This is a genomic window from Mesobacillus sp. LC4 (assembly GCF_053543455.1).
Window position 1 is genome coordinate 716190 of record NZ_JBGCUB010000002.1, and the last position, 26192, is coordinate 742381.

A 26192-nucleotide genomic window follows, 5' to 3' on the forward strand; every position below is an offset into this window, starting at 1 on the left:
AGAGAAATGAGTACCGGTTCAAGCACTGATACCCAGCTCGTCATTATAACAGGTATGTCTGGCGCAGGTAAGACCGTCGCGATCCAGAGCTTCGAAGACCTAGGATTCTTCTGCGTCGACAATCTGCCGCCGACATTGCTCCCGAAATTCCTGGAGTTAATGAAGGAATCTGGCACAAAAATGAACAAAGTGGCGCTTGTCATGGATTTGCGAGGACGTGAATTTTTTGACTCTTTATTCAAAGCGCTTGATGATTTGGCGGAAACTTCATGGGTGACACCGCAAGTATTGTTCCTTGATGCGGAGGATTCCACACTAGTACGCCGCTATAAAGAAACAAGGCGTTCACATCCGTTAGCTCCATCAGGACTGCCGCTTGAAGGCATCCAGCTTGAGCGCGAGCTTTTGGAAGAGCTGAAGGGAAGGGCGCAGCTTATCTATAAAACAACGGGCATGAAGCCGAAGGATCTCCGCGAAAAGATTCTTGAAGAGTTTTCCGTGAATAAAAAGACAATTTTCACCGTGAATGTCATGTCTTTTGGTTTCAAGCACGGAATACCGATTGATGCCGACCTGGTTTTTGACGTCCGCTTTTTGCCGAATCCGCATTATATCGAGCATATGCGTCCGAAAACTGGTCTTGATGAAGACGTGTCGACATATGTTTTAAAATGGAATGAGACGTCCAAGTTCCTGGAAAAAGTGACGGACCTGCTTAGTTTCATGCTTCCGCATTATAAGCGGGAAGGAAAGGCGCAGCTTATCATCGCCATTGGCTGCACAGGCGGACAGCATCGTTCCGTTGCATTGGCAGAACATATCGCCAAGTTTTTCGAAAAGGACTATCATACCCGTGTGACTCACCGTGATATCGATAAAAGGCAGGGACTTCTAAAATGATGAATGATGGTTTGCCGAGAATCGTCATCATCGGGGGTGGAACCGGACTCCCTGTCCTGCTGCGCGGATTGAAAAAGCACCCTGTCGATATTACGGCCATCGTCACGGTTGCAGATGATGGCGGAAGCTCCGGCCGTTTACGGGAGGATATGCATATTCCTCCGCCCGGTGATATCCGGAATGTCCTGGCAGCACTATCAGATGTGGAGCCGCTGATTGAAGAGATGTTCCAGCATCGGTTCAATACAGCAAATGAATTGTCTGGCCACTCGCTCGGAAACCTGATCCTTGCTGCGATGACATCAATCACCGGAAACTTTGTGCATGCGATCCAGGAAATGAGCAAGGTTTTGAATGTCCGCGGGAAAGTACTGCCGGCAGCAAACAGGAGTGTCATGCTGAATGCAGTGATGGAGGATGACAGCATTGTCAGGGGCGAGTCCAAGATTCCTTACTCTGGAAAAAGGATCAAAAGGGTCTTTCTGAATCCGGAAGGCGTAAAGCCTTTGCCTGAAACGCTCCAGGCCATCAGGGAAGCTGACTTGATTGTGATCGGTCCGGGCAGTTTGTATACGAGCATCTTGCCGAACTTGCTCGTAAAGAGGCTGGGCAAGGAAGTATGCAAAGCGAAAGCGCGCAAGGTATATATCTGCAATCTGATGACACAGGCAGGTGAGACGCATGATTTTGCCGCCAGTGATCATATCAAAGCCATCTATGACCATATGGATTGTGCTTTTATTGATACGATCCTTGTGAACAGTGAGACCATCCCGCCGGATGTCGAGCTGCGCTATAAAGAGGAGTTAGCACAGCCTGTCCATTTTGACCTTGACCGGCTGACGGCACTTGGAATTGAAGTCGTCCAGGATGAAATCGCAGAACTCGACGGCAATGTCATCAGGCATGATACAAAAAAAGTTTCAGAAATTTTATATTCTATGATAATAGATGAAACCAAAAAGAGATATAACGCGTAAATATAGGATGCAAGCGTTTGTCTCTCTTTTGGGGTAGGTGCACTGGTATTCTTCAGGGGCCTAACAGAAAAAGACAAAATCAGCTGCTGTGCTTAAGCCGGCGCTATATAACCAGGGGGGTGAGAAGGTGTCGTTCGCTTCGGAAACAAAAAAGGAACTCACGAATATCGACGTGAAGGGCTGCTGCGCTGACGCGGAATTGTCCGCTTTAATCCGGATGAATGGTTCCCTTTCCTTCTCAAATCGCAAACTCATCGTAGACATACAGACGGAAAATGCCGCGATTGCCAGACGCATCTATACCTTGATCAAAAAAAGTTATCAGGTTCAGGTCGAGCTGCTGGTGCGTAAAAAAATGCGGCTGAAAAAGAATAATGTTTATATTGTCCGCCTTAAGGAATCAGCCAGGGAAATTCTGGAGGATTTAAAGATTTTAGGAGAAGGCTTTGAAATAATCCACGAAATTTCGCCGGAACTCGTGAAAAAGAAATGTTGTAAGCGTTCTTATTTAAGAGGCGCATTTCTCGCAGGAGGCTCTGTGAACAATCCGGAGACATCTTCCTATCATTTGGAGATTGCCTCCATGTACCAGGAGCATAATGACTCATTATGTGAACTGATGAATACATTCGGCCTGAACAGCAAAACGCTTGAGCGCAAAAAAGGGTTCATCACCTATTTGAAGGAAGCGGAAAAAATCACAGAGTTCCTGAACATCGTTGGCGCCCATAATGCACTGCTGCGATTTGAGGATATCCGGATTGTCCGCGATATGAGAAATTCAGTTAATCGTCTTGTGAATTGTGAAACAGCTAACTTGAATAAAACGATTGGTGCTGCATTAAGACAGGTGGAAAATATCCGCTACATACGGGATACAGTCGGTCTGCAAATTTTGCCGGATAAACTGAGGGAAATCGCTCAGCTCCGTGTCGACTACCAGGATGTCACCCTTAAAGAATTGGGCGAAATGGTCAGCGGGGGATCAATCAGCAAATCAGGAATCAATCACCGGCTGCGAAAGATCGATGAAATAGCAGATAAACTGCGTGCCGGGCAAATTACAAATAAATAGAGGGCTAGAGGAGGAAAAAGCAATGGTTGAAAAACAGGTGGAAGTGAAGTTGAAAACGGGTTTACAGGCTCGTCCTGCGGCATTGTTCGTGCAGGAAGCAAACAGGTTCTCATCCGATATTTTTCTCGAGAAAGACGGTAAAAAAGTGAACGCGAAAAGCATCATGGGATTGATGAGCTTAGCTGTAAGCGCTGGCGCATCCGTGAATCTGATCGCTGAAGGCAATGATGAAGAAGAAGCAGTTGAGAAGCTTGCTGAATACATCCAAAAGGAAAACTAAAAATAAATACTAAAAAACTCGCTTCCCATTTAAAGGGAGCGAGTTTTTGATTGAGCTTACTTGTCTTTCTTTTCCTCTAGTACGTTGCGAGTGATAATCTGGTCTACAAGACCATATTCCTTCGCGCGCTCAGCAGTCATGAAGTTGTCGCGGTCCGTATCTTTCGCGATGACTTCAAGCGGCTGGCCAGTGCGCTCGGAAAGAATCGTATTCAGCTTTTCGCGAAGGAAAAGGATGCGCTTCGCAGCGATCTCGATTTCTGTCGCCTGTCCTTGAGCACCGCCAAGAGGCTGGTGGATCATGACTTCTGCATTTGGCAGGGCATAACGCTTGCCTTTCGTACCAGCAGCAAGAAGGAATGCACCCATTGAAGCAGCCATACCGATACAGATTGTCTGTACATCCGGCTTGATGAACTGCATTGTATCGTAGATTGCCATGCCGGCAGTAATGCTGCCGCCCGGGCTATTGATGTAGATAGAAATGTCCTTTTCCGGATTCTCAGCTTCCAGGAAAAGCAGCTGGGCTACGATGGAATTAGCAACATTGTCATCAATTCCGCTTCCAAGCATAATGATGCGATCCTTCAAAAGGCGGGAATAAATATCATATGCCCTTTCGCCCCGATTCGTTTGTTCAATAACTGTAGGAATCAAGTTCATGTTTGTTTTCCTCCTTTAACGTAAGATCATTTCACTGCATTTACTAAAGGCATAACAGTCTTTATAAAAGCAGGGTACTGCCCTAAAAAGGCAGATTGCAGGCTGGCATAAACTGGTTCGCTTGCCAGAACACCTATGTAGTTTAATGATACACGCATGGTCAATAAAGGTCAAACGAATCGCTTGTAAAGCCTGCATAAACTGTTCGACAATAATGTATATTCCAATTTACTGTACCGTATCCATCTTACCCAAGATTGTTATTTTTAAACAAATAGCAGTCCTGAGCTTCCAAAAAAACCTGCTTGCAAAGGGACTGAACATATCCTATAATAGGTAAGCGTAACGCCAACTATTAACATGCCCTCGTGGTGCAACGGATAGCACGTAAGATTCCGGTTCTTGAGATGTGGGTTCGATTCCTGCCGAGGGCGTAGAATAAGTATTTAAGTGGCTTTTGAGAGTGATCAGATAAAACTGTCCAAGTTTTGTCTGGTCTCCTCGAAAGCCTTTTTTATTTTCTTTATCCCTAAATTAGGGGTACGGTGCAATTATTGAGGATGACGGTGCAATTCTGGACTACTTTGGTGCAATTATCGTGTTAGATAGCGCAATTCTAGCCGCTGAAGGTGCAATTATTGCGGCTCTATTAGAGAAAAAGTATTCGCAGTTACTTTTTCACAGGCAATACCTTGCTCATATCAGGGCATTTCCTGTGAATTTGATAAGTTAATAGATACGAATTCAATTGGATGAGGGAAATAGTAATTGAAAACAGAGCGCTTATATTGCCAATGCCAAATTCTTTCCATACACCAAACCCCGTTTATCATGTAAAATGAGTGCAGGGGTGATTGAGATGGATTTGAAGGCTGGTTTATGGCAAAAGCAGACATTAAAATTAGCGATGACTCAGGAACTGACCCAGGCGATTGCGCTTTTGCAATACTCTGCGCAGGAGCTGGCAGCGTTTCTTGAAACTAAATCAATGGAAAATCCCCTGATGCAAGTGGACTTTAAAAACATCTCCAATTTTGATGCGAGTATGGACCGTACACGAAAAACAAGAAAAAAAACGTTTGAACGGGACCAGAAGAACTTGATCGAACAGATTGGCGCGGGTACGAGTGATACCCTCGAAGACTATCTACTATCTCAATTGAACTTATTAAAAGCAACACCTGAAGAAAAATTGATTTTACATGAATTGATTGAAAACATAGATGAAAACGGTTACTTGAACTTGCAAAGACAAGACCTTGTCAGAAGGTTTTGTGTTGATGAAGAAATTGTCGATTGCGCTTTCTTTAAGCTTCAGTCCCTTGAACCGGCCGGCATCGGTGCGAATGATCTCAAGGAATGCCTGCTGCTTCAATTGACAAGGCAAAAGCGCACACCTGAAAATGAACTGGCAATAAAGATTATTTCCGAACATTTCCTGCTTTTTGCCGAGAAAAAGTGGAAGGCATTGGCGAAGATGCTGAATATCGATGTGAAGGAAATCCAAAAAGTCCATGATGATATCCAGCAGCTGAACCCTAAACCTGGGGCAGCCTTCCAGCGCGAGAAGCCTGCCTACATTGTCCCGGATGTGGTCGTCAAACGGGAAGCGAATGAACTCTCGGTTAGTGTGTTCGATGCACTGATTCCTAAAATTTCTTTTAATGAAGGATATTTCCAACAGTTGTCTGGACACAAGGATCCAGAGGTCAATAGATTCCTGCAGGAAAAGCAGGGGGACTACCAGTGGATTCATCGCAGCCTTGAGCAAAGGAAGGAAACGTTGCTCAAGGTATCGATGAAAATCATTGAAAAACAACAGGAATTCTTTTTAATTGGACCAGAACATCTGAAACCGATGACGATGAGGGAAGTGGCTGACGAACTCGAAATCCACGAGTCGACAGTCAGCCGAACTGTCCGCGAAAAATACATGCAGACTCCGACCGGCACTCATGAATTGAAATCCTTTTTTACAAGCGCGATCGCGACCACAGAGAACGACCAGGCTTCTTCCCAAAAAGTAAAAGCGGCCATCGAAAGATTCATAAAAGAAGAAGATAAAAAGAAACCTATATCCGACCAAAAACTAGTACAAATGCTCGAAGACGAAGAAGGCATGGTCGTCTCAAGAAGAACCGTCGCCAAATACCGCGACCAGCTCGGCATTCCGTCGTCGTCGAAACGGAAGAGATTTGATTAGTGCACTGATGTTCAAGTGTTTAAATAAAATATTTACTTTAAGATGATGGTTTTAACACAAAATATTATTAATAAGTTGAATGGAACGGAAGGTGCGAGACTCCTCCGAAAATGCTAACGCATTTCCATCGTGGGTGCGCGAATTCGCGGAAGCCATTCAATGTCCTCCGGGATCAGCGGGCTAGGTGAGACCCCGCAGGCGCTTTAGCGCTGAGGAGGCTCACCGCACGCCCCGAGGAAAGCGAAGCATCCTGGAGTGGAAATCAACCTATTAGCAGAATATTGATATTCAAATTACTTTAAGGAGCCCAAAATGCAAAAAACAGTCAAACTATATTCTCGGTCACGCTGCCATTTGTGTGGATCAGCGCGTGAGATCCTCGAAGACTTACAAGCAAAATGGAATATTACAATAGAAGAAATCAATATCGACCTCGATGATGAGCTCGTCGAAAAGTACGGAATCATGATTCCAGTCATCGAATTGGATGGCGAAGAGCTGCAATACGGAATTATTAACAAAAAGTTCATAGATGAAGCGTTTTCACGAAAAAACATTGAGTTTATAAGTTGATTAAGGGTTTCACTCCTGTTAGAATGAGGTTTGTAGCAGGGGTGATTTTTTTTACCGCGAGTGGGACATAATATGTCTTAGCGGGACATTTGAAGTCCAACGCTGGAAAAGGAGAATATCAACATGGACTTTTCGCTCATTGATATTCAAAAAAGAATATTGCCCGATTTATTGCAAGTTATGCAAAAACGATACCTCATCCTCCAATACATAAATGTGATGCAGCCAGTTGGCAGGAGAAATCTTTCGGTCAGCCTAAACTTGACTGAACGGATTTTGCGTTCTGAGGTGGAGTTTTTGAAAGACCAGAATCTGATTTCGATGTCAGTTCAGGGAATGACACTGACCAAAGCGGGAAAAGATATACTGGAAAGTCTTGATAGAGTAATGCGGGACATAATGGGTATAGACTCATTAGAGCGCCAGCTTCAGGAGCGCATGGGCATCCGGAGGGTAATTGTAGTCCCGGGTGACAGCGACCAGTCTCCCTGGGTGAAAAGTGAGCTGGGACGCGCAACAGCCAACAGTATGAAAGAGCTTCTCCACAGTAAGAATATTATTGCTGTAACAGGAGGATCGACAATGGCGGCCGTAGCGGAAAGTTTGACTCCTGAATTTGGCAAAAAGGATTTGCTGTTCGTGCCGGCAAGGGGCGGAATCGGCGAGGACGTCAAGAACCAGGCAAACACAGTTTGTGCGATCATGGCGGACAATACGAATTCACGCAACCGGGTCTTTTATGTACCCGACCAGGTCAGCACAGAGGTTTACAAATCCTTCATCAAAGAACCGCTGATCTACGAGGTCTGGAATTTAGTCAAATCAGCTAGCATGGTTTTACATGGTATTGGAGACGCTATTACAATGGCGGAACGCCGCAATACCAGTCCGGAGGATTTACATAAGATCCTCGATGGAAAAGCAGTAGGCGAGGCTTTTGGTTACTATTTTAATGAAGATGGGGAAATCGTCCACAAAGTGCTGACGATTGGCCTTCAGCTTAATGATCTCGCGAATATAGGCGATATCATCGCGGTTGCCGGTGGAGAGTCCAAGGCAAAAGCGATCAGAGCCTATATGAAACAGGCACCTTCCTCTACCATCCTGATTACGGATGAAGGAGCCGCTAAAACATTGTTACAAGGGTAACACCTTAATATAAACAACACCTTTTATAGGAATCAAAGGAGGAAATACTCATGGCAGTAAAAGTAGGTATTAATGGATTTGGACGTATTGGACGCGTAGTTTTCCGCGCGGCTTTGAAAAACCCTAATGTAGAAGTAGTAGCAGTTAACGATTTAACAGATGCAAACATGCTTGCTCACCTTTTAAAATATGATACAGTTCACGGAACATTGAACGAAGAAATTACAGTTGACGGTGACTACCTAGTAGTTGACGGCCACAAAGTGAAAGTACTTGCTGAAAGAGATCCAGCTCAACTTGGCTGGGGCGACCTTGGCGTAGAAGTAGTAGTTGAATCTACTGGACGTTTCACTAAGCGTGCAGACGCTGCGAAGCACCTTGAAGCAGGAGCTAAGAAGGTTATCATCTCAGCACCGGCATCTGACGAAGATATCACAATCGTTATGGGTGTAAACGATGATAAGTACGATGCAGCTAACCACCACGTAATCTCTAACGCATCTTGTACAACAAACTGCCTGGCTCCATTCGCAAAAGTTCTGAACGACAACTTCGGAATCAAGCGCGGTATGATGACAACTGTTCACTCATATACAAATGACCAGCAAATCCTTGACCTTCCGCACAAAGACTACCGTCGTGCACGTGCTGCTGCGGAAAACATCATTCCAACAACAACTGGTGCTGCAAAAGCAGTTTCTCTAGTGTTGCCTGAACTTAAAGGCAAATTAAACGGTGGAGCAATGCGTGTACCAACTCCAAACGTTTCATTGGTTGACCTTGTTGCTGAGCTTGACAAAGATGTAACAGTTGAAGAAATCAATGCTGCATTTAAGAAAGCTTCTGAAAACGAACTTAAAGGTATCCTTGGATACAGCGAAGAGCCACTAGTATCTAGCGACTATAATGGCTGTGCAAACTCTTCTACCATCGATGCACTATCAACAATGGTTATGGAAGGCAGCATGGTAAAAGTTATCTCTTGGTATGACAACGAGTCTGGTTACTCTAACCGTGTAGTTGACCTTGTAGACTTCATCGCGAAAAAAGGTCTGTAAGCTAAGATTGGATAACTAATCCAATATTGACTATAATGTAGTAGGATGAAAAGGGGAGCGGGGTAATTCCCTCTCCTCTTTTTCTGCTTAATCGCGCATTGGCGCTATTTTAAAGGAGGTCTCTAGCCTTGAACAAAAAGACAGTAAAAGATGTGGATGTTAAAGGAAAAAGAGTTTTTTGCCGCGTTGATTTCAACGTGCCGATGAAGGATGGACAGGTTACGGATGAAACACGGATCCGTGCAGCACTGCCAACGATCCAGTACCTTGTTGAACAGGGCGCGAAAGTCCTTCTTGCAAGCCACCTTGGCCGTCCGAAGGGGCAGGCTGTTGAAGAATTGCGTTTGACTCCAGTTGCGAAGCGTTTGTCTGAGCTTCTTGGCAAGGATGTGAAGAAGACAGATGAAGCTTACGGCGACTCTGTAAAATCCGAAATCGACAGCATGAACGAGGGCGATGTCCTGCTTCTTGAAAATGTCCGTTTCTATCCAGGCGAAGAGAAGAATGATCCTGAACTTGCAAAGGCATTTGCAGAGCTTGCAGATGTATATGTGAACGATGCATTCGGAGCTGCACACCGCGCGCACGCTTCAACAGAAGGCATCGCCAAGTACATTCCGGCTGTATCAGGCTTCCTGATGGAGAAAGAGCTTGAAGTTCTTGGAAAAGCATTATCAAATCCAGAGCGTCCGTTCACTGCCATCATTGGCGGCGCGAAGGTTAAAGATAAGATTGGCGTCATTGACAACCTATTGGAAAAAGTAGATAACCTGATTATCGGCGGCGGACTGGCTTATACATTTGTAAAAGCACAGGGCCACGAAATCGGAAAATCCCTTTTAGAAGAAGATAAAATTGACTTGGCTAAGAGCTTCATGGAGAAAGCAAAGGCAAAAGGCGTTAACTTCTACATGCCTGTAGACGCCATCGTTGCCGATGACTTTTCTGCAGATGCAAATTCAAAGGTCGTAGCAATCGAAGAAATCCCTTCAGACTGGGAAGCACTCGATATCGGACCAAAAACAGCTGAAACTTACCGCGATGTGATTCAAAAGTCTAAATTGGTCATCTGGAACGGACCAATGGGCGTGTTTGAAATCGACAAATTCGCAGAAGGAACGAAAGCTGTCGCACAAGCTTTAGCCGATGCTAACGATACATACTCAGTCATCGGCGGAGGCGACTCTGCAGCAGCAGTAGAAAAATTCGGCCTAGCCGAAAAAATGAGCCACATCTCAACAGGAGGCGGCGCTTCCCTAGAATTCATGGAAGGCAAGCAGCTCCCAGGCGTAGTGGCATTGAATGATAAGTAAGATTTTAGATATATAAGGGGCTATGACAGCGGCAATGTAAGGGTGCGGATCCTGACCATTGGTGTGTGTCGCTCCAAAAAAGTTAGGCTGTATTAAAGCTAATTAAAGATTTTAAGTCCTATTGATTGTAGTGGAAGGCGCGAAGACTCCTCCGAAAATGCTAACGCATTTTCATCGTGCGTGGGCAGATTCGAGGAAGCATTTCAGTGTCCTGCGGGAAGAGCTAGTCACGGGAGACCCCGCAGGCGCGTAGTGCGCCGAGGAGGCTCCCGGACTGCCCGCGGAAAGCGAAGCGCCTGGAACGAAAATCAATAGTCTAATTTAACACAGCCAAGTTAGCCCAACATCCAGAGGGTTTAAAAAGCATTACAACGCTGCATACGCAGCAAACATTGAAAGGAAGTGTCAGCATGCGTAAACCGATCATTGCAGGAAACTGGAAAATGCATAAAACGCTGCCTGAAGCCAAAGACTTCATCGAAAAAGTAAGCGGACTTGTTCCGTCAAATGACAAGGTTGAATCTGTAGTCTGTGCTCCGGCATTGTTCCTTGGACAGCTTGTCGAGCTTACACAGAATTCGGACGTTGAAATCGGTGCACAAAACATGCACTTTGAAGAAAGCGGTGCTTTTACAGGCGAAATCAGCCCTAAAGCATTGCAGGACATCGGCGCGAAATATGTGATCATCGGTCACTCTGAACGCCGTGAAATGTTCAATGAAACAGATGATACTGTCAACAAGAAGACATTATCAGCATTCAAATACAATCTGACTCCGATCGTTTGCTGTGGCGAAACGCTTGAACAGCGCGAAAATGGCGAAACAAACGAGTTTGTTGGCGGACAGATCAAGGCAGCTCTTAATGGATTGACAGATGAGCAAGTAAAACAAACTGTCATCGCTTATGAGCCTATCTGGGCGATTGGAACAGGTAAATCTTCTACAGCAGAAGATGCGAATGAAACTTGCGCGCACATCCGTAAAGTGGTTGCAGATCAATTTTCACCAGAAGTGGCTGAAGCAGTCCGTATCCAATACGGCGGCAGCGTAAAGCCAGCTAACATCAAGGAATACATGTCACAATCTGACATCGACGGCGCATTAGTCGGCGGAGCAAGCCTTGAGACAGATTCCTTCTTGCAGCTATTGGAGGCAGGTAAGAATGAGTAAACAGTCACCAACAGCTTTAATCATTCTGGACGGTTTTGCATGCCGTCCCGAAGCAAAAGGTAATGCCGTTGCACAGGCGAAAAAGCCGAATTTTGACCGTTATTGGAATAGTTTTCCGCATGCGCAATTGATTGCAAGCGGTGAAGCAGTTGGCCTTCCAGAGGGTCAGATGGGCAACTCAGAGGTTGGACACCTGAACATCGGTGCAGGCCGTGTAGTTTACCAGAGTCTTACACGCGTGAATATTTCGATTCGTGAAGGCGAATTTGAAAAAAATGAAACCTTCATTGCAGCAATCAAGCATGCAAAGGAAAAAGGCACTGCTCTTCACTTGATGGGCTTGCTGTCTGATGGTGGCGTTCACAGCCATATTGAGCATATGTTTGCTCTGTTGAAACTTGCAGCCAGCGAGGGTCTGGAAAAGGTATACGTACACGGATTCCTTGACGGACGCGATGTTGGGCCAAAAACAGCACCTGGCTACATTGAACAGACATTAGAAAAAATGAATGAGATCGGTGTCGGTGAATTTGCGACGATTTCTGGGCGATACTATTCAATGGACCGCGATAAGCGCTGGGAGCGTGTGGAGAAATCCTACCGTTCAATGGTGTATGGCGACGGACCTACGTATTCAAACCCAATGGAATTGATTGAAGATAACTATAACAATGGAATCTTTGACGAATTCGTTGTCCCATCGGTTCTTGTACGCCGTGATGGTTCACCGGTTGCGACGATCCAGAACGACGATGCTGTGATCTTCTACAACTTCCGTCCTGACCGCGCAATCCAGATCTCAAACACTTTTACAAATAAAGACTTCCGTTCATTCGACCGAGGCGAGGATCATCCTGAAAAACTTCACTTCGTGTGCTTGACACACTTCAGTGAAACAGTTGACGGTTATGTGGCATTCGAACCATCAAACCTCGATAATACTGTAGGTGAAGTGATTTCACAGGCTGGCATGACTCAGCTTCGTATTGCTGAAACGGAAAAATATCCGCACGTGACGTTCTTCATGAGCGGCGGCCGCGAGCAGGAATTCCCTGGCGAAAAGCGGATCCTGATCAACTCGCCAAAGGTTGCGACGTATGACCTGAAGCCAGAGATGAGCGCTTATGAAGTGACTGATGCATTGATCAAGGAAATCGAAGCCGATAACTTCGACGCGATTCTCTTGAACTTTGCGAATCCGGATATGGTTGGACACTCTGGTATGCTTGAGCCAACAATCCAGGCAATTGAAACAGTTGATGAATGCCTTGGCCGCATCGTTGACCTGATTGTTTCAAAGGGTGGCACGGCCATCATCACGGCTGACCACGGAAATGCAGATGAGGTTGTTACCCTCGAAGGCAACCCGATGACTGCTCACACGACAAACCCGGTGCCTGTCATTGTAACGAAAGAGGGCGTGGAGCTACGTGAAGACGGAATCCTCGGCGACCTTGCACCGACAATGCTTGAATTGCTGGGACTGAACCAACCGGCAGAAATGACAGGAAAAACATTAATCAAAAAATAAACTTAATTATAAGGAGAGATACCTATGCCATTCATTACAGACGTATACGCACGCGAAGTATTAGATTCCCGCGGTAACCCAACAGTTGAGGTAGAAGTATTCACAGAGTCTGGCGCATTCGGACGCGCGCTAGTTCCAAGTGGTGCTTCAACTGGTGAATACGAAGCAGTTGAACTTCGTGACGGCGACAAAGACCGCTACCTTGGAAAAGGTGTTTTAAAAGCAGTTGACAACGTGAACGAAATCATCGCACCATTCTTGGTAGGCGAAGAGTTCAACGTTCTTGACCAAAACGGTATCGATATGGCGCTAATCGAGTTAGATGGAACTGAAAACAAAGGCAAGCTGGGCGCTAACGCAATCCTAGGCGTATCCATGGCTGTTGCACATGCTGCTGCAGACTACCTTGACCTTCCTTTATACCAATACCTTGGCGGATTCAACTCTAAGCAGCTTCCAGTTCCAATGATGAACATCGTAAACGGCGGCGAGCATGCTGACAACAACGTGGACATCCAGGAATTCATGGTTATGCCTGTTGGCGCTGAGAATTTCCGTGAAGCACTTCGCATGGGTGCGGAAATCTTCCACAGCCTGAAGTCAGTTTTAAAAGAAAAAGGCTTGAACACAGCTGTAGGTGACGAAGGCGGATTCGCTCCAAACCTTGGTTCAAACGAAGAAGCACTTCAAACAATCGTTACAGCAATCGAAAAAGCAGGCTATAAGCCAGGCGAGCAAGTTATGCTGGCTATGGATGCTGCTTCTTCTGAGTTCTATAACAAAGAAGACGGCAAGTACCATCTTTCTGGAGAAGGCGTAGTTAAAACGTCTGCAGAAATGGTAGACTGGTACGAAGAAATGGCTTCTAAATACCCAATCATCTCAATCGAAGACGGCTTGGATGAAAACGACTGGGAAGGCCACAAGCTATTGACTGAGCGCCTTGGCGGAAAAGTTCAGCTTGTTGGTGACGACTTGTTCGTAACTAACACGAAGAAGCTTTCACAAGGTATCGAGCAAGGCGTTGGCAACTCAATCCTGATCAAAGTCAACCAAATCGGTACTTTGACAGAAACTTTCGATGCAATCGAAATGGCACAGCGCGCAGGCTACACAGCTGTAATCTCTCACCGTTCTGGTGAAACAGAAGATTCAACAATCGCTGACATCGCTGTTGCGACAAACGCTGGCCAAATCAAGACTGGTGCTCCATCACGTACAGACCGCGTAGCGAAGTACAACCAGCTTCTTCGCATCGAAGACCAGCTTGGCGAAACAGCTCGCTTCAACGGGATCAAATCTTTCTACAACCTTAAGAAGTAATTTTGCGAGGTGGGTCGCTTAATTTGGCGATCGACCCGTTATATAAAGACACCGGTGGCATGACGATGCTGCCGGTGTTTTTTTTTAACATTTACTTTTTCCGGACAAGAAGAAGCTAGAATTAGAAGGAAATGTCCGATACAAGGTCCCTATCGGACAAACAGAAGCGAGAAATTGAAAAAAGTGTCCGATAGAAGGCCCCTATCGGACAAACAGAAGCGGGGAATCGAAGGAAATGTCCAATAGAAGGTCCCTATCGGACAAACAGAAGCGAGGAATCGAAAAGAGTGTCCGATAGAAGGTCCTTATCGGACAAACAGGAGCGAGGAATCGAAAAGAGTGTCCGATAGAAGGTCCTTATCGGACAAACAGGAGCGAGGAATCGAAAAGAGTGTCCGATAGAAGGTCCTTATCGGACAAACAGGAGCGAAGAATCGAAAAGAGTGTCCGATAGAATCCCGTTGTTAAAGGAAGGACAGCTTAAACAATGAATGAATCATCCTATAGTGAAATAAAATAGCTATTTAATCCGCACAATAGTTATATATTCGGAAATGAAGATTGGAGCGAAACGATATGAAAAGGGTTACCATAGCTGCTATCTTAATGATGTTTTTCACGATGAATACTGTAGGGCTCGCATCAGCCACGCCTTCCTCAGTAAAACGAGCGAAATTCGAAAAGACTGGCCATGTGTTCTGGGATCTCCCTGTGGAAGAGAAGCTTGTGGCGTTTACGTTCGATGACGGTCCTGATCCGACCTTCACTCCGCAAATCCTTGACGCTCTGAAGAAGTACGATGCGAAGGCTACTTTTTTTATCATTGGCGAAGAGGCAGAAAGATACCCGGAAATCGTTAAACGGCAGGCAGCTGAAGGGCACGAAATCGGAAATCACACATACAGGCACCGTTTCCGGGATGGCTATTCCCCGGCAATGCTCAAAAAGGAACTGGATAAAAATGCGGAGGTTATCAAAGAACTCACTGGCATCAAACCCTCCCTGTTCCGCCCAATCGCCGGCTATTATGATAAGGAAATCGTCGATACCGCGATTGAAGGGGGCTACAATGTCATCCTCTGGTCATGGCATCAGGAAACTCGGGACTGGAGCCGGCCGGGAGCCGCAAAGATCACGCAAAATGTCATATCCGATACGCGTCCAGGCGACGTGATTATTTTTCATGATGCCGGGGGAGACCGTTCACAAACCGTGAAGGCGGTGGAAGATATATTGTCCATCTTATATAAAAACGGTTATCAATGCACAACAGTCTCGGACCTGCTGTACAGGTCCAATTCACTGCTTCCTGCACCATTGCGTTAACAGTCGTTAAAAACAAAGTACCTGCCCAATAAAATTCATAACAATTCGGACAAGTATTGTTTCATTCCTGAAAATGTGATAAATTTAAAATACTGTTAGCAGTTTTATCGGGAGGTACGTCATGCATACATTGTTAGTTGTTCTTTTAGTGATCGTCAGCATTGGTCTTATTGGAGTAGTTCTTCTTCAATCAGGCAAGAGTGCTGGTCTATCCGGCGCGATTTCCGGCGGCGCTGAGCAATTGTTCGGCAAGCAAAAGGCAAGAGGTCTTGACCTTGTGCTGCACCGTGTCACAATCGTGTTGTCTGTTCTGTTTTTTGTTTTGACTATTGCTGTTTCTTATTTCGAACTATAATACACACAATGACCCGGCTTCAATCGAGGCCGGGTTTTATTGTGTTTATTGAAGCGAAATTTTCACATATTTCTGGTGAATATGGGTATTTACATATATAAAGGCTTTTAATTGAATGTTACAAGCATGTTTGTTAAAACTAAGGAAGATATCTGATAGAGGGAGTAGGAAAATGAGAAAGTTAGTGCCAAGACCTTTTACATTTAAAGCTGGAAAAAGAGCGGTATTGCTGTTGCATGGATTCACCGGTAATTCTGCGGATGTCAGGATGCTGGGCCGTTTTTTAGAAGGAAAAGGGTATACATGCCATGCACCTGTATTTAAAGGACATGGAGTGCCGCCTGAAGAATTGATACATACAGGCCCTGAAGATTGGTGGCAGGATGCGCTTGATGGCTACGAATTCCTGAAAAGCGAAGGGTATGAGGAGATAGCCGTGGCAGGTTTGTCGCTTGGTGGAGTTCTTTCGCTGAAGCTTGGATATACCAAGCCACTCAAGGGAATCGTGCCAATGTGCGCGCCGATGCATCTTAAGACGGAAGAATTGATGTACCGCGGTGTACTCGAGTATGCACGTGAATATAAGAGAATGGAAGGCAAGCCTGAGGAGCAGATCGAGGCGGAGGTAAAGGAACTCGAACAGAAATCGATGGCTACGCTAAAAGACCTTCAAGAGCTGATCAAGGAGGTCCGTGGAAGCATCGACCTGATTTATACGCCAACCTTTGTGGTCCAGGCAAGGAACGACGTCATCATCGACCCTGACAGTGCGAATATCATTCATGACAATATCGAGTCTGAACATAAGAAACTCAAATGGTATGAAGAGTCAGGCCATGTCATTACACTTGATAAAGAACGTGATCAACTGCACGAAGATGTTTACGAGTTTCTTGAGTCATTAAATTGGAAAGAATAAAAACATAGAAAATATATTGTGTTGTTTTTCACACCATGAACTCAACCTCATTTTGAAAATAGCATAATAAAGGAGGGATTTATAATGGATGAGAATATTAAAGGCCATATAGACAGGCTATTGCATTATATGAAGGATGAAGCTTACAAGCCGCTTACCGTCCAGGAGCTGGAAAGTGCCTTTGGAATCGAGGACTCCTCGACATTCAAGGATTTCGTCAAGGCGCTTGTGGTCATGGAAGAGAAGGGGCTGGTCGTCAGGACCCGCAGTGACCGATACGGTCTTCCAGAAAAAATGAATCTCGTGCGCGGCCGATACAGTGCGCATGCAAAGGGATTTGCTTTTGTCATTACTGAGGAACAGGGCATGGATGATATCTTCATTCCACCGAATGAAACGAGCAATGCGATGAACGGGGATACGGTCCTTGTTCGCGTATCGTCGGACAGCTCAGGCCAGCGCCGCGAAGGGACAGTCGTGCGCATCCTGGAAAGAGGAGTGTCGCAGATCGTCGGCACTTATACCGAGAGTAAGCACTTCGGTTTCGTAATTCCTGATGATAAAAAATTCACGAGTGACATCTTCATTCCAAAAGAAGCTGGAATGGGTGCAGTCGAAGGGCATAAGGTTGTTGTCAAGCTGACGAGCTATCCTGAGGGCCGTAAGAGTGCCGAGGGAGAGGTCGTTGCCATCCTTGGCCATAAAAATGATCCAGGCGTCGATATCCTATCTGTCATTCATAAGCATGGATTGCCGCTGGAATTCCCGGAAGAGGTCATGGAACAGGCGAATAATGCCCCAGACCAGATCAAGGAGAGCGAAATCGCAAACCGCCGTGACCTGCGTGATGAAGTCATTGTCACAATTGATGGCGCAGATGCGAAGGACTTGGATGATGCTGTCCAGGTCACAAGGCTTGAAAACGGCAATTACAAGCTCGGCGTTCATATTGCCGATGTCACTTACTATGTAACTGAAGATTCACCGATTGACCGGGAAGCAGAAGAACGCGGGACGAGTGTGTACCTTGTTGACCGCGTTATCCCGATGATTCCGCACCGCTTATCAAATGGAATCTGTTCCTTGAATCCGAAGGTCGACCGCCTGACTCTGTCTTGTAATATGGAAATTTCTCCAGATGGCCAAGTCGTAGATCATGAAATCTACCAGAGTGTCATTAAGACAACGGAGCGGATGACATATTTCGATGTGAACAGGATTCTCGTCGATCAAGACGAAGAAACTCGTTCCCGTTATGAGGCACTCGTTCCGATGTTCGAGCTGATGGAAGAGCTTGCTGCTATTCTTCGTAAAAAAAGGATGGAAAGAGGCGCCATCGATTTTGATTTTAAAGAATCAAAGGTACTGGTTGATGAGGAAGGCCACCCAACAGATGTCGTCCTGCGCGAGCGTTCTGTCGCTGAAAAGCTGATTGAGGAATTCATGCTTGCTGCGAACGAAACAGTCGCTGAGCACTTCCACTGGCTGGATGTTCCGTTCATCTACCGTATCCACGAGGATCCAAAGGAAGACAAACTAAGGAAATTCTTCGAGTTCATCACGAACTTTGGCTATATCGTAAAAGGTTCGGCGAATTCTGTCCACCCGAGGGCGTTACAGGAAATCATCGAAGAAGTCCAGGGCAAGCCTGAAGAAATGGTTGTCGGGACTGTCATGCTTCGTTCGATGCAGCAGGCAAAATACTATCCTGAAAGCCTCGGACACTTTGGTCTTTCAACGGAGTTCTACACGCACTTCACATCGCCAATCCGACGTTATCCTGACTTGATTGTCCACCGTTTGATCAGGACGTATCTGATTGAGGGCAAACTCGACCAAGCGACGAAGGAAAAATGGAATGCGATGCTGCCTGATATTGCCGAGCATTCTTCAAACATGGAACGCCGTGCAGTTGAAGCGGAACGTGAAACGGATGAACTGAAAAAAGCAGAATACATGGAAGACAAGGTTGGTACAGAATACGATGGCATCATCAGCTCTGTTACGAACTTTGGGATGTTCGTCGAGCTTCCGAACACAATTGAAGGTCTTGTCCATGTCAGCTATATGACAGATGACTATTACCGATTCGACGAACGCCAGATGGCGATGATTGGTGAGCGCACAGGCAATGTCTTCAGAATCGGGGACGAAATCACCGTCCGCGTCATCAATGTCAACAAAGATGAGCGTTCCATCGATTTTGAGATCGTCGGCATGAAGGGCACACCAAGACGTGAACGTCCTGCACAGCCTAAAGTATTCAAGACTGGCAGCAGCGATAAGAAGCCGCGCCGCGGGAAAGAAGAAGAAGGCAAGCTTGGTGGCAGAGGTTCTGGCGGAAGAGGATCAGGAGGCGGCAGAAACGGCTCAGGTTCAGGCTCAGGTCCAAAACCAAAGAACAAAAAGAAAAAGTTCTTTGAGAACGCCCCGGCTGCAAAGCGTAAATCGAAAAAGAGAAAATAGGCACTCATTGAGAGCTCCTGATTAGGGGCTCTCTGTTGTCCCTGAAACACATGCCATATGGCTATTCATTGTAGCTTCGGGGGTTATTTGCTAAAATGAGAGGACATAGAAGGGGGAGTTTTTATGCCAAAAGGTGAGGGGAAAGTCGTCGCGCAAAATAAAAAAGCGAACCATGACTATTTCATCGAAGAAACGTATGAAGCCGGAGTCGTCCTCCAGGGAACAGAGATCAAATCGATCCGGAACGGGCGTGTTCAGCTGAAGGATTCATATGCAAAAGTCCATAATGGTGAGCTGTTCTTATACAATCTGCACATCAGCCCATATGAACAGGGAAATCGTTATAACCATGATCCGCTTCGCACTAGGAAGCTTTTGCTTCATAAACGCCAGATTAACCAATTGATAGGTGAAACGAAGGAAGCTGGTTATGCGCTTGTGCCCTTGAAGATTTATCTGAAGAACGGTTACGCAAAGGTTTTAATCGGTCTTGGTAAGGGTAAAAAGAACTATGACAAGCGTGAGACGCTGAAGAAGAAGGAAGCAAGCCGCGATATCGAGCGTGCATTCCGTGAGCGCCAGAAAATGTAAGCTTGTCAGCTGAGGAAGAGTGTACCAGTTGAAAAAAGTACTCAGTGTGTTATAATAATAACTGTCACCAGCGAGTGACAACATAACTTTTGCTCGGCTTAACCGAGTTCTCCTAACGTCTGTATCACAGATACAGCAACCTTTTATATGGGGACGTTACGGATTCGACAGGGGTAGTTTGAGCTTAAGTGGCGAGTCGAGGGGATCGGCCTCGTAAAAACGTCAACGCCTATAACTGGCAAAGAAAACAACAACTTCGCTTTCGCAGCTTAATACTGCATAGCGGTTCGCCCCTCCATCGCCCATGTGGTAGGGTAGCGGACTCACTCTAAGTGGGCTACGCCGGATTCCACCGCCTGAGGATGAAGGAAGAGAACAACCAGGCTAGCTGGCCGGCCGCCTGTCGGTAGGCAAAAGGACCAGCGAATCGCCAATATGCCGACTACACTCGTAGAAGCTTAAGTGCCAATATCTTTGGACGTGGGTTCGATTAGTCATTAGTCGCCTTGCGTGGCAACACGCAAGTGAAAATCCGGCTTTATCGGTGAAACCTAAGTCGCATTAGCGATAGGGCAATGCCGAGTGGTATGTGGAGCAATCCAACAGCCATGTATCGACTTATAGGCTGCCAGCGTGGCAGTACTAGGATGCGTGATCAATCCGGGAGTCTGGATAAAACTAAATCTCGCATAATACGCCGGAGGACCTGCTGAAGCAGGTTCAAGATATAGTCAGTGCCATGACGAAAGCATGGAATAGCACGTCCCACCGTCTCCACCAATACATATGTTGGTGGATTTTTATTTTGTCTTGTAAAAACATCACCTTTCTGGCGGATGTTTTTTTATGTGGGATTTATTAATCAATCATAAAGAGTAAACTTAGCGAATGACTAACAATCATAGATTTTTGCTTAAATAGTAAAGAAAAAATTCTCGAATTCCTTTTTAGCTACTAACATTTCTGGTCTATACTTTCCGTTTCGAGGTGTAACCGACTCATAATGCTCCAATATCCATTGGGCACGAAGCCTTTTCCGTTCAATTCTTAAAAAAGGGTGTATGTATCTTAATGTAGATAATACGTCAATTTTATTTTTTACGCTTAATGTGTAAGAATTCTTATGGGTATCTGGTTTATAATTTTTCTTATTATTAATAACTCCTCCAATAATAGAATGGATATACACCAAAAGTTCTTTATCTGTCGATGGAATTGTAATCATCGGTCGGCGATGTTCGTGTTTATGCATTCTTGTTAATGTAATGCTGCCTTCCCCATCTATAATGCCAGCAATATAGCTAGCTTCCCAAATCTTCATTATTCCTCCTCCTTCTCATAGGGAACATATGTTCTTTCTTTATTATAAGTTATAATTTCAATATTGAAAATTCCTGATTTATCTTTTATTTGGGCTCTCTTCGTAAACTTTGTTGCTTTCTCAACCAAAAGTACCTTGATTTGCTTATGTATTTTTCTAAAACGAAATGGGAATGACTGCAGAGGAATGAAGGAGGCAGCCATGAGAGAAGGAATAATATCAACTGAGCATATCGTTATGATCATTACGGCTATTTGTGTTGGGACATTGGCTCGGGTCCTCACGATCAAAGAAGATTTTAGGCAATATCCGAGCTATCCGAATGGATATATGATCCATCTGGTTACTGGGTTCGTCGCTTCTGCCCTCGGTGCAGTTGCCATTCCAGCGCTAATGACCAAAAACTTTGTCGCAGTGACATTTCTGACGCTTGCCATCCAACAGTTTCGGGATGTGAGAAAGTCTGAAAGAGAAAGTTTGAAAGATGTAGAAAACACCGAGTATGCTTATCGTGGAGACGCGTATATCGACGGAATAGCAAAGACATTCGAAGCAAGAAATTATTTTTCTTTGATTGTTTCTTTTTTGACGGCTCTCACGATTCAAATTGTGGATAGTGAATCGAAATTAATCAATATTTTTTCAGGGATCATTGTGGGTGCAATCGGATTTTACATATTAAAAAGATTTTCTAAAGGCAAAACAATAGGAGATATTGCTGAAGTAGAAGAAGGAAAGATTGAAGTGAAAGGGTCGGAATTGTTTGTAGATGGAATTTATGTGACAAACCTGTTAGGTTCCGAGAATGCTGCTAAGATGTTTGAAAAAGAAGGAATGGCAGTGGTGATTTTTCCTCATGAGGAACATTTTCGGATCGCTTTGGATAACTTCGGACAAAGGCAGGCTGCGCTTTTTGAAGCTACAAGGGCATTGGGGGTTAAGCGATATCATTTTACAAGGAAGGAATACGAAAAAGGAAGAATTGTTGTTACGCTTGTACCGATCATTAAAGACAAGGATAAGCTGATTGAAGCTGTTAAAAAGACTCCTTTACTTGAAAGTACGAAAAAAAGCCATGCAGTCATGAAAACAAATCTTGTCGGAAAGGAATAAATAAACAATGGGAAGAGAATCTTCAGCCAAACCTAGTTATGAGATACTCGCAGTTGTCACTTTACACAAGGAAAGGATACTGGGAGGCAGCCAGCTTACCCTGTTGGCTGAGAATGAAGAGCAGCAGAAGTTGATGGTTCAGGATGTGGCCAAAGCAATGAAAGCTGATGTCGTTCAGATGAAAAGTGGAGATTATTTAGTGTTGAGAGTTTAATCTTAATGAACTCTTCCTAGCATAAGGTAGCCTTTCTGGATTCAGAAGGGCTTCTTTTTCTATAATGATACTAGAAAAACTCGCGAGAAAGCCATTCCAAAAGCAAATTTGACAGAGATTAATTGAGATTATAAGATTTAAAATATGAATACATGAACATATAACGGGTAAGGTTTTGCTAGGAAATCATCCTTTATATAGTACAAACAGTACCAGGTGTAATACCTGAAAGAGCATAAAGCTTTGCAAGTTCCAATAAGGCAAAAGAAGTATTCAATATTGCTTTGAGCAGTATGTGCCTCCATAGCAGCACATAAGGCCCTTTGTGCAGGATTGTTTATTTGTACCGAAAAAATAGACAAGTTATAAAAGACTTAGCGTGAATAGATGCTAAGAAAACAAATCGGGAGTGATGTACATGCAATTTTTATTAGGTTTTAACTTGATGGAGTTTATTCCAACAATAATTGTGTATTCTATTTTGTCCATTTTGGCTATTGGCGTTATTTATCTATTAAAGAAAAAGTCAGATAAGGAATTGAAAGAATTGGAAGAAAAAATGGATGAGAATGATAAATATTAAACAACCTCATGGATTCATCTTAATGGTCAAATCGATTTCTAATTAAATTATTTATTAGATCTCTCGTATGTGGTGTTACTCATACCGACAATAGAGTCGAACTTCCTAAGTTTTTCTTCTTCAGTTGATTCCTCTTTTAAGAGCCTGTCTATCTTTCCTTAATCGATGACAGGCACCCGCTTCACCAACCTCCAATATATTAGTACATAACATCTTTGAATCGAGGTTTGGTGTATGGCAATCAGAAGAGCGACTCAGGCAGAGACAAACCAAATTCTCCAGCTTTCCGGGAAAGTGATGAAAGAGAGCTCGATGGGATACGCGGTAAACAGTGTACAAAATGCTTATCAACTTTTTATGCCAGTCCTCCAAAAAGGGGGCTATTTTCTCATCGATTTAGAAAACGGCCTGCTGAGAGGTTGGATTTTGTTGGCTGCTGACTATAATACTGTGAAGGGCGAAGTCATGGGGAATCTGCTTAGTGCATATGTATTTCCAAAGTTCAGAAGGTCGGGTGTCGCCATGGACTTAGCAATTGCGGCGATTAATGAGTTCAAGGGGCTGGGAATCAGATCGATCCAGCTAAATGTGTTCCAGGGTAATCCTTCTAGAATTCTTTGTGAAAAATTAGGGTTTAAACCTGTTTCAACGGTAATGGAATTAGATATCAAATAATAACGAGCATCTGATCCATAGGATATTTTGGCCTCTCCTTGTTCCGTCATTGAGTTTTATTAAGCCTGAAGCTGGTTCTGCTTGAAGTAGGGCCCAGACAAAATTGGCGGAACATGCATAAACATAGAGAGAGGAGGTTCTTAAAATATGTATCGACACCTGAATGCTTATCAACGAAATGATTATAGATTTGGCGCTGGTCTTGGCTGGTTGCCGTTTTTAGGTGGTTTAGCGGGTGGATTTCTTGGCGGTGCTCTGGCAGCTCCTCGCCCATTGCCTTTTGGATATCCGGGAGCAGGCTTCGCTGGAGGGTCTTACTTTCCTCCTGGCGGTTATCCTGGAGCAGGATTCAGTGGTTACCCCGGTGGCAATATCGGCGCTTATCCCGGCGCAGGCTTAGGAGGTTACCCTGGAGGCAATATAGGCGGTTATCCCGGATATGGGGGAGCAGGATATCCAGGTTCGTTTGGAAGCGGCTACCCAATAGGGCCAGGCGGGGCTGGTTATCAGGATGACGGCTATCCGTTTTATGGAAATTCAGGATTAGATTCGTTCGGCTCTGCATATCCGACAGCTGCTAATAAAGCCTATCCTAAATTTTAATAAGTGTGAAAAGGCCTCAAAGGAGGTCTTTTTTTCTGCTTGGAGATAGCAGAACATATAAAAAAAGGAAACCCGCAGTCTGCTGCGGGTTTCCTTTCTAGAGACTATGCTTTCAACAAGTCATGGTCCACATAACGTTCGCCATTCAGCTCGCTGATGATGTTGATGGCAACTGCTGCTCCATTTCCTGCGGTAACAATAGTGTGGACACTTACACCTGCCACTGTACCAGCTGCCCAAATCCCGTTGATGCTTGTTTTGCCATTTTCGTCAACCTCTACAATATTCTTGATGCGAGGTTCCGTTCCTGGCACGAGCTTCAAGCCGATTTTATCGGCAAGGTCAGTTAATGCACCGGTGGCCAATAAAACATGCTTTGCCTGGAATGTTTGGGTTTCAGTTTCAACAGTCAATACGTCATTTTCAGATGAAATGTTAACAACGCTATCTTCTACAATCTCTGCCCCGAATTTACTTGCTTGTTTCTTGCCAGTCTCGACAAGCTCAGGGCCAGCAATTTCATTGATTCCATAGTGGTTTTCTACCCATGCACGCTGGGTCATTCCTTTGCCGCTATCAATCACCAATGTCTTTTTTCCTGCTTTCGCAGCGAAGATTGCTGCGCTCGATCCCGCCGGACCTGCTCCAATAATAGCTATATCGTACATTCTGACTCCTCCGAATTAACACTTTAAAATTTATAGTTAAAGGAATAACTCATTTTATTATCCTCTAAATATATCAATTGATCGTCTGATTTCTGGATGATATATGCAAATCAGGTAAGGCAAAACGATTGTATTTTATGTAAAGCTATGTTGTAATCTTATTTGTCTGCTTTTTATACATTTTAGTATAAAAAGTAAAAAATGAAAAGTCTAACCTAAAAGCTATACTAAAAATATTCATTATTGATAACAACTGATAAGGAGAAATAGGAGATGGCACAATCATTCAAGCGTGACGTCAAGGACCAATGGTATGTGAAGTATGATGAGGTAGGTTTTCCTTCAATCCAGAAGGGCTGGATTTTGCCAGTAAACAGATGGAAAGATTTTGACCCTTTCATTTTGATGGCAGAAGACTGGTTTAAACGCGGTACTTTTTCCGACCATCCGCATAGAGGTTTCCAAACCATTACTTATGTAGTGGATGGAAGGCTTGAGCATATTGATAATGCTGGCGGGAGAGACATCCTGGAACCCGGGGATGTTCAGTATATGAATGCAGGCTGGGCGGCACGGCATGCCGAAGAAGGGGTGGATGATGATATCGCCCACACTCTGCAGCTTTGGCTGAACCTGCCTAAGGATCTTCGGAAGACAGAGGCCTCGTATCAGAATGTGTATTCAGAAGATGCGCCAGTAGTCGAATTTGATGGCGGATCTGTCAAGGTGTTTTCTGGGGAAATTGCGGGGGTGAAGGGGCCGTTGAATTCGCTTGTGCCTATTACCCTGTCCGAGATTACTTTGTCAGAGGGAACTGAATACGTTCATGAACTGCCAGAAAACCATAACGCATTCTTATATGTTCTATCAGGGGATCTGGATTTTGGTGAAAGCCAGGTCAATTTAAAGAAGCATGGGGTTGCTACATTAACCTTTAATGAAGATGGAAACGATGGTAATACAAGTGAATTGAAAATTAAATCCAACAGCCGACGCTCCAAGCTGCTTGTATATTCCGGAAAGCCGATAAAAGAAGAAATCGTGCCATATGGACCTTTTGTCATGAGCACGATGGATGAAATCAGACAGGCATTCCGGGACTTCCAGCAAGGAAAGTTCGGACCTCCAGCCATATAGGG

General features: G+C 44.8%; 26 protein-coding genes, 1 tRNA gene and 1 other RNA gene. 25 read left to right on the forward strand and 3 right to left on the reverse strand.

Going from position 1 to position 26192, the window contains the following annotated elements:
* Positions 1–6 precede the first annotated feature (6 nt).
* From rapZ to AB5I83_RS09820, 4 genes are all read left to right on the forward strand, one after another.
* Entirely contained in the window at positions 7–900 is an 894-nt protein-coding gene (gene rapZ, locus AB5I83_RS09805; protein WP_167833117.1) for an RNase adapter RapZ, read from the forward strand.
* The gene (locus AB5I83_RS09810; RefSeq protein WP_167833116.1) at positions 897–1880 is read left to right on the forward strand and encodes a gluconeogenesis factor YvcK family protein; all 984 of its coding nucleotides are present in this window, start codon (positions 897–899) and stop codon (positions 1878–1880) included. Before rapZ ends, AB5I83_RS09810 begins: the two co-directional genes overlap by 4 nt.
* Before the next feature lie 127 nt (positions 1881–2007).
* Positions 2008–2955, forward strand: a complete 948-nt coding sequence (gene whiA / locus AB5I83_RS09815; protein WP_226085834.1) for a DNA-binding protein WhiA — start codon at positions 2008–2010, stop codon at positions 2953–2955.
* A 22-nt stretch (positions 2956–2977) separates the two neighbouring features.
* Positions 2978–3235: an HPr family phosphocarrier protein gene (locus AB5I83_RS09820; RefSeq protein ID WP_041967465.1), complete on the forward strand. Its 258-nt coding sequence runs from the start codon at positions 2978–2980 to the stop codon at positions 3233–3235.
* Between the two features lie 56 nt (positions 3236–3291).
* On the opposite strand, the gene clpP is transcribed toward AB5I83_RS09820, so the two are convergent.
* Entirely contained in the window at positions 3292–3897 is a 606-nt protein-coding gene (clpP, locus tag AB5I83_RS09825) for an ATP-dependent Clp endopeptidase proteolytic subunit ClpP (protein WP_167833114.1), read from the reverse strand.
* 362 nt (positions 3898–4259) lie between these two features.
* Between clpP and AB5I83_RS09830 the strand changes: the two genes are divergently transcribed.
* The 15 genes from AB5I83_RS09830 (at position 4260) to ssrA (ending at position 20369) form a co-directional block, all read left to right on the forward strand.
* Positions 4260–4331, forward strand: a tRNA-Arg gene (locus tag AB5I83_RS09830).
* A gap of 425 nt (positions 4332–4756) precedes the next feature.
* Positions 4757–6100 (forward strand): RNA polymerase factor sigma-54, encoded by a 1344-nt coding sequence (rpoN, locus tag AB5I83_RS09835; protein ID WP_448974927.1) that lies wholly within the window; start codon positions 4757–4759, stop codon positions 6098–6100.
* 312 nt (positions 6101–6412) lie between these two features.
* Positions 6413–6673 carry a glutaredoxin family protein gene (locus tag AB5I83_RS09840; RefSeq protein WP_448974929.1) on the forward strand — a complete coding sequence of 87 codons (261 nt, stop codon included), beginning with the start codon at positions 6413–6415 and terminating at the stop codon, positions 6671–6673.
* Between the two features lie 123 nt (positions 6674–6796).
* Entirely contained in the window at positions 6797–7822 is a 1026-nt protein-coding gene (locus tag AB5I83_RS09845) for a sugar-binding transcriptional regulator (protein ID WP_448974931.1), read from the forward strand.
* Between the two features lie 50 nt (positions 7823–7872).
* Positions 7873–8880, forward strand: coding sequence for a type I glyceraldehyde-3-phosphate dehydrogenase (gene gap / locus AB5I83_RS09850; RefSeq protein WP_167833110.1), 1008 nt, complete (start codon positions 7873–7875; stop codon positions 8878–8880).
* A 128-nt stretch (positions 8881–9008) separates the two neighbouring features.
* Positions 9009–10193, forward strand: coding sequence for a phosphoglycerate kinase (locus tag AB5I83_RS09855; protein WP_226085831.1), 1185 nt, complete (start codon positions 9009–9011; stop codon positions 10191–10193).
* A 410-nt stretch (positions 10194–10603) separates the two neighbouring features.
* Entirely contained in the window at positions 10604–11365 is a 762-nt protein-coding gene (gene tpiA / locus AB5I83_RS09860) for a triose-phosphate isomerase (RefSeq protein ID WP_448974933.1), read from the forward strand.
* The gene (gpmI, locus tag AB5I83_RS09865; RefSeq protein ID WP_448974935.1) at positions 11358–12896 is read left to right on the forward strand and encodes a 2,3-bisphosphoglycerate-independent phosphoglycerate mutase; all 1539 of its coding nucleotides are present in this window, start codon (positions 11358–11360) and stop codon (positions 12894–12896) included. The genes tpiA and gpmI overlap by 8 nt, the downstream gene beginning before the upstream one ends.
* Before the next feature lie 24 nt (positions 12897–12920).
* A complete protein-coding gene (gene eno, locus AB5I83_RS09870; protein ID WP_448974937.1) occupies positions 12921–14219 on the forward strand; it encodes a phosphopyruvate hydratase in 1299 nt (432 codons plus the stop codon).
* 576 nt (positions 14220–14795) lie between these two features.
* The gene (locus AB5I83_RS09875; RefSeq protein WP_448974939.1) at positions 14796–15545 is read left to right on the forward strand and encodes a polysaccharide deacetylase family protein; all 750 of its coding nucleotides are present in this window, start codon (positions 14796–14798) and stop codon (positions 15543–15545) included.
* 121 nt (positions 15546–15666) lie between these two features.
* On the forward strand, positions 15667–15900 hold the full coding sequence (secG, locus tag AB5I83_RS09880; protein WP_226085827.1) for a preprotein translocase subunit SecG: 234 nt from the start codon (positions 15667–15669) through the stop codon (positions 15898–15900).
* Between the two features lie 172 nt (positions 15901–16072).
* A complete protein-coding gene (locus tag AB5I83_RS09885) occupies positions 16073–16819 on the forward strand; it encodes an alpha/beta hydrolase (protein ID WP_448974941.1) in 747 nt (248 codons plus the stop codon).
* 84 nt (positions 16820–16903) lie between these two features.
* Entirely contained in the window at positions 16904–19285 is a 2382-nt protein-coding gene (gene rnr / locus AB5I83_RS09890; RefSeq protein WP_448974943.1) for a ribonuclease R, read from the forward strand.
* A 123-nt stretch (positions 19286–19408) separates the two neighbouring features.
* Positions 19409–19876 carry an SsrA-binding protein SmpB gene (smpB, locus tag AB5I83_RS09895; protein ID WP_226643393.1) on the forward strand — a complete coding sequence of 156 codons (468 nt, stop codon included), beginning with the start codon at positions 19409–19411 and terminating at the stop codon, positions 19874–19876.
* 157 nt (positions 19877–20033) lie between these two features.
* Positions 20034–20369: a transfer-messenger RNA gene (ssrA, locus tag AB5I83_RS09900) on the forward strand.
* A gap of 420 nt (positions 20370–20789) precedes the next feature.
* Here the strand turns inward: ssrA and AB5I83_RS09905 are convergent.
* Positions 20790–21197: an LAGLIDADG family homing endonuclease gene (locus AB5I83_RS09905; RefSeq protein WP_226085824.1), complete on the reverse strand. Its 408-nt coding sequence runs from the start codon at positions 21195–21197 to the stop codon at positions 20790–20792.
* A 201-nt stretch (positions 21198–21398) separates the two neighbouring features.
* Here AB5I83_RS09905 and AB5I83_RS09910 point away from each other — a divergent pair, with 201 nt between their 5' ends.
* The 5 genes from AB5I83_RS09910 to AB5I83_RS09930 all read left to right on the forward strand — a co-directional run bounded on the left by AB5I83_RS09910 (position 21399) and on the right by AB5I83_RS09930 (position 24385).
* Positions 21399–22310: a YIEGIA family protein gene (locus tag AB5I83_RS09910; RefSeq protein ID WP_448974946.1), complete on the forward strand. Its 912-nt coding sequence runs from the start codon at positions 21399–21401 to the stop codon at positions 22308–22310.
* Between the two features lie 7 nt (positions 22311–22317).
* Positions 22318–22524: a capping complex subunit for YIEGIA gene (locus tag AB5I83_RS09915; protein WP_167833098.1), complete on the forward strand. Its 207-nt coding sequence runs from the start codon at positions 22318–22320 to the stop codon at positions 22522–22524.
* 418 nt (positions 22525–22942) lie between these two features.
* Positions 22943–23107 carry a hypothetical protein gene (locus AB5I83_RS09920; protein WP_448974948.1) on the forward strand — a complete coding sequence of 55 codons (165 nt, stop codon included), beginning with the start codon at positions 22943–22945 and terminating at the stop codon, positions 23105–23107.
* A gap of 234 nt (positions 23108–23341) precedes the next feature.
* Complete coding sequence (locus AB5I83_RS09925; protein ID WP_448974950.1) at positions 23342–23782, forward strand: N-acetyltransferase family protein; 441 nt, start codon at positions 23342–23344, stop codon at positions 23780–23782.
* A gap of 147 nt (positions 23783–23929) precedes the next feature.
* Positions 23930–24385 (forward strand): hypothetical protein, encoded by a 456-nt coding sequence (locus tag AB5I83_RS09930; protein WP_448974951.1) that lies wholly within the window; start codon positions 23930–23932, stop codon positions 24383–24385.
* Positions 24386–24489: 104 nt separating this feature from the next.
* Here AB5I83_RS09930 and AB5I83_RS09935 read toward each other — a convergent pair whose 3' ends face one another.
* A complete protein-coding gene (locus AB5I83_RS09935; RefSeq protein ID WP_448974953.1) occupies positions 24490–25053 on the reverse strand; it encodes an FAD-dependent oxidoreductase in 564 nt (187 codons plus the stop codon).
* Between the two features lie 273 nt (positions 25054–25326).
* Here AB5I83_RS09935 and AB5I83_RS09940 point away from each other — a divergent pair, with 273 nt between their 5' ends.
* Entirely contained in the window at positions 25327–26190 is an 864-nt protein-coding gene (locus AB5I83_RS09940) for a pirin family protein (RefSeq protein ID WP_448974955.1), read from the forward strand.
* Positions 26191–26192 lie beyond the last annotated feature (2 nt).

Excerpts from the sequence above, each read along its gene's own strand:
- AB5I83_RS09910 (WP_448974946.1), top strand. The coding sequence starts at position 21,399 with ATGAGAGAAGGAATAATATCAACTGAGCATATCGTTATGATCATTACG.
- rpoN (WP_448974927.1), top strand. The coding sequence starts at position 4,757 with ATGGATTTGAAGGCTGGTTTATGGCAAAAGCAGACATTAAAATTAGCG.
- AB5I83_RS09915 (WP_167833098.1), top strand. The coding sequence starts at position 22,318 with ATGGGAAGAGAATCTTCAGCCAAACCTAGTTATGAGATACTCGCAGTT.
- AB5I83_RS09925 (WP_448974950.1), top strand. The coding sequence starts at position 23,342 with ATGGCAATCAGAAGAGCGACTCAGGCAGAGACAAACCAAATTCTCCAG.
- smpB (WP_226643393.1), top strand. The coding sequence starts at position 19,409 with ATGCCAAAAGGTGAGGGGAAAGTCGTCGCGCAAAATAAAAAAGCGAAC.
- AB5I83_RS09840 (WP_448974929.1), top strand. The coding sequence starts at position 6,413 with ATGCAAAAAACAGTCAAACTATATTCTCGGTCACGCTGCCATTTGTGT.
- gpmI (WP_448974935.1), top strand. The coding sequence starts at position 11,358 with ATGAGTAAACAGTCACCAACAGCTTTAATCATTCTGGACGGTTTTGCA.
- secG (WP_226085827.1), top strand. The coding sequence starts at position 15,667 with ATGCATACATTGTTAGTTGTTCTTTTAGTGATCGTCAGCATTGGTCTT.
- AB5I83_RS09875 (WP_448974939.1), top strand. The coding sequence starts at position 14,796 with ATGAAAAGGGTTACCATAGCTGCTATCTTAATGATGTTTTTCACGATG.
- AB5I83_RS09905 (WP_226085824.1), bottom strand. The coding sequence starts at position 21,197 with ATGAAGATTTGGGAAGCTAGCTATATTGCTGGCATTATAGATGGGGAA.
- clpP (WP_167833114.1), bottom strand. The coding sequence starts at position 3,897 with ATGAACTTGATTCCTACAGTTATTGAACAAACGAATCGGGGCGAAAGG.
- AB5I83_RS09885 (WP_448974941.1), top strand. The coding sequence starts at position 16,073 with ATGAGAAAGTTAGTGCCAAGACCTTTTACATTTAAAGCTGGAAAAAGA.
- AB5I83_RS09820 (WP_041967465.1), top strand. The coding sequence starts at position 2,978 with ATGGTTGAAAAACAGGTGGAAGTGAAGTTGAAAACGGGTTTACAGGCT.
- AB5I83_RS09810 (WP_167833116.1), top strand. The coding sequence starts at position 897 with ATGATGAATGATGGTTTGCCGAGAATCGTCATCATCGGGGGTGGAACC.
- rnr (WP_448974943.1), top strand. The coding sequence starts at position 16,904 with ATGGATGAGAATATTAAAGGCCATATAGACAGGCTATTGCATTATATG.
- rapZ (WP_167833117.1), top strand. The coding sequence starts at position 7 with ATGAGTACCGGTTCAAGCACTGATACCCAGCTCGTCATTATAACAGGT.
- gap (WP_167833110.1), top strand. The coding sequence starts at position 7,873 with ATGGCAGTAAAAGTAGGTATTAATGGATTTGGACGTATTGGACGCGTA.
- AB5I83_RS09940 (WP_448974955.1), top strand. The coding sequence starts at position 25,327 with ATGGCACAATCATTCAAGCGTGACGTCAAGGACCAATGGTATGTGAAG.
- AB5I83_RS09930 (WP_448974951.1), top strand. The coding sequence starts at position 23,930 with ATGTATCGACACCTGAATGCTTATCAACGAAATGATTATAGATTTGGC.
- eno (WP_448974937.1), top strand. The coding sequence starts at position 12,921 with ATGCCATTCATTACAGACGTATACGCACGCGAAGTATTAGATTCCCGC.
- AB5I83_RS09920 (WP_448974948.1), top strand. The coding sequence starts at position 22,943 with ATGCAATTTTTATTAGGTTTTAACTTGATGGAGTTTATTCCAACAATA.
- tpiA (WP_448974933.1), top strand. The coding sequence starts at position 10,604 with ATGCGTAAACCGATCATTGCAGGAAACTGGAAAATGCATAAAACGCTG.
- AB5I83_RS09935 (WP_448974953.1), bottom strand. The coding sequence starts at position 25,053 with ATGTACGATATAGCTATTATTGGAGCAGGTCCGGCGGGATCGAGCGCA.
- AB5I83_RS09845 (WP_448974931.1), top strand. The coding sequence starts at position 6,797 with ATGGACTTTTCGCTCATTGATATTCAAAAAAGAATATTGCCCGATTTA.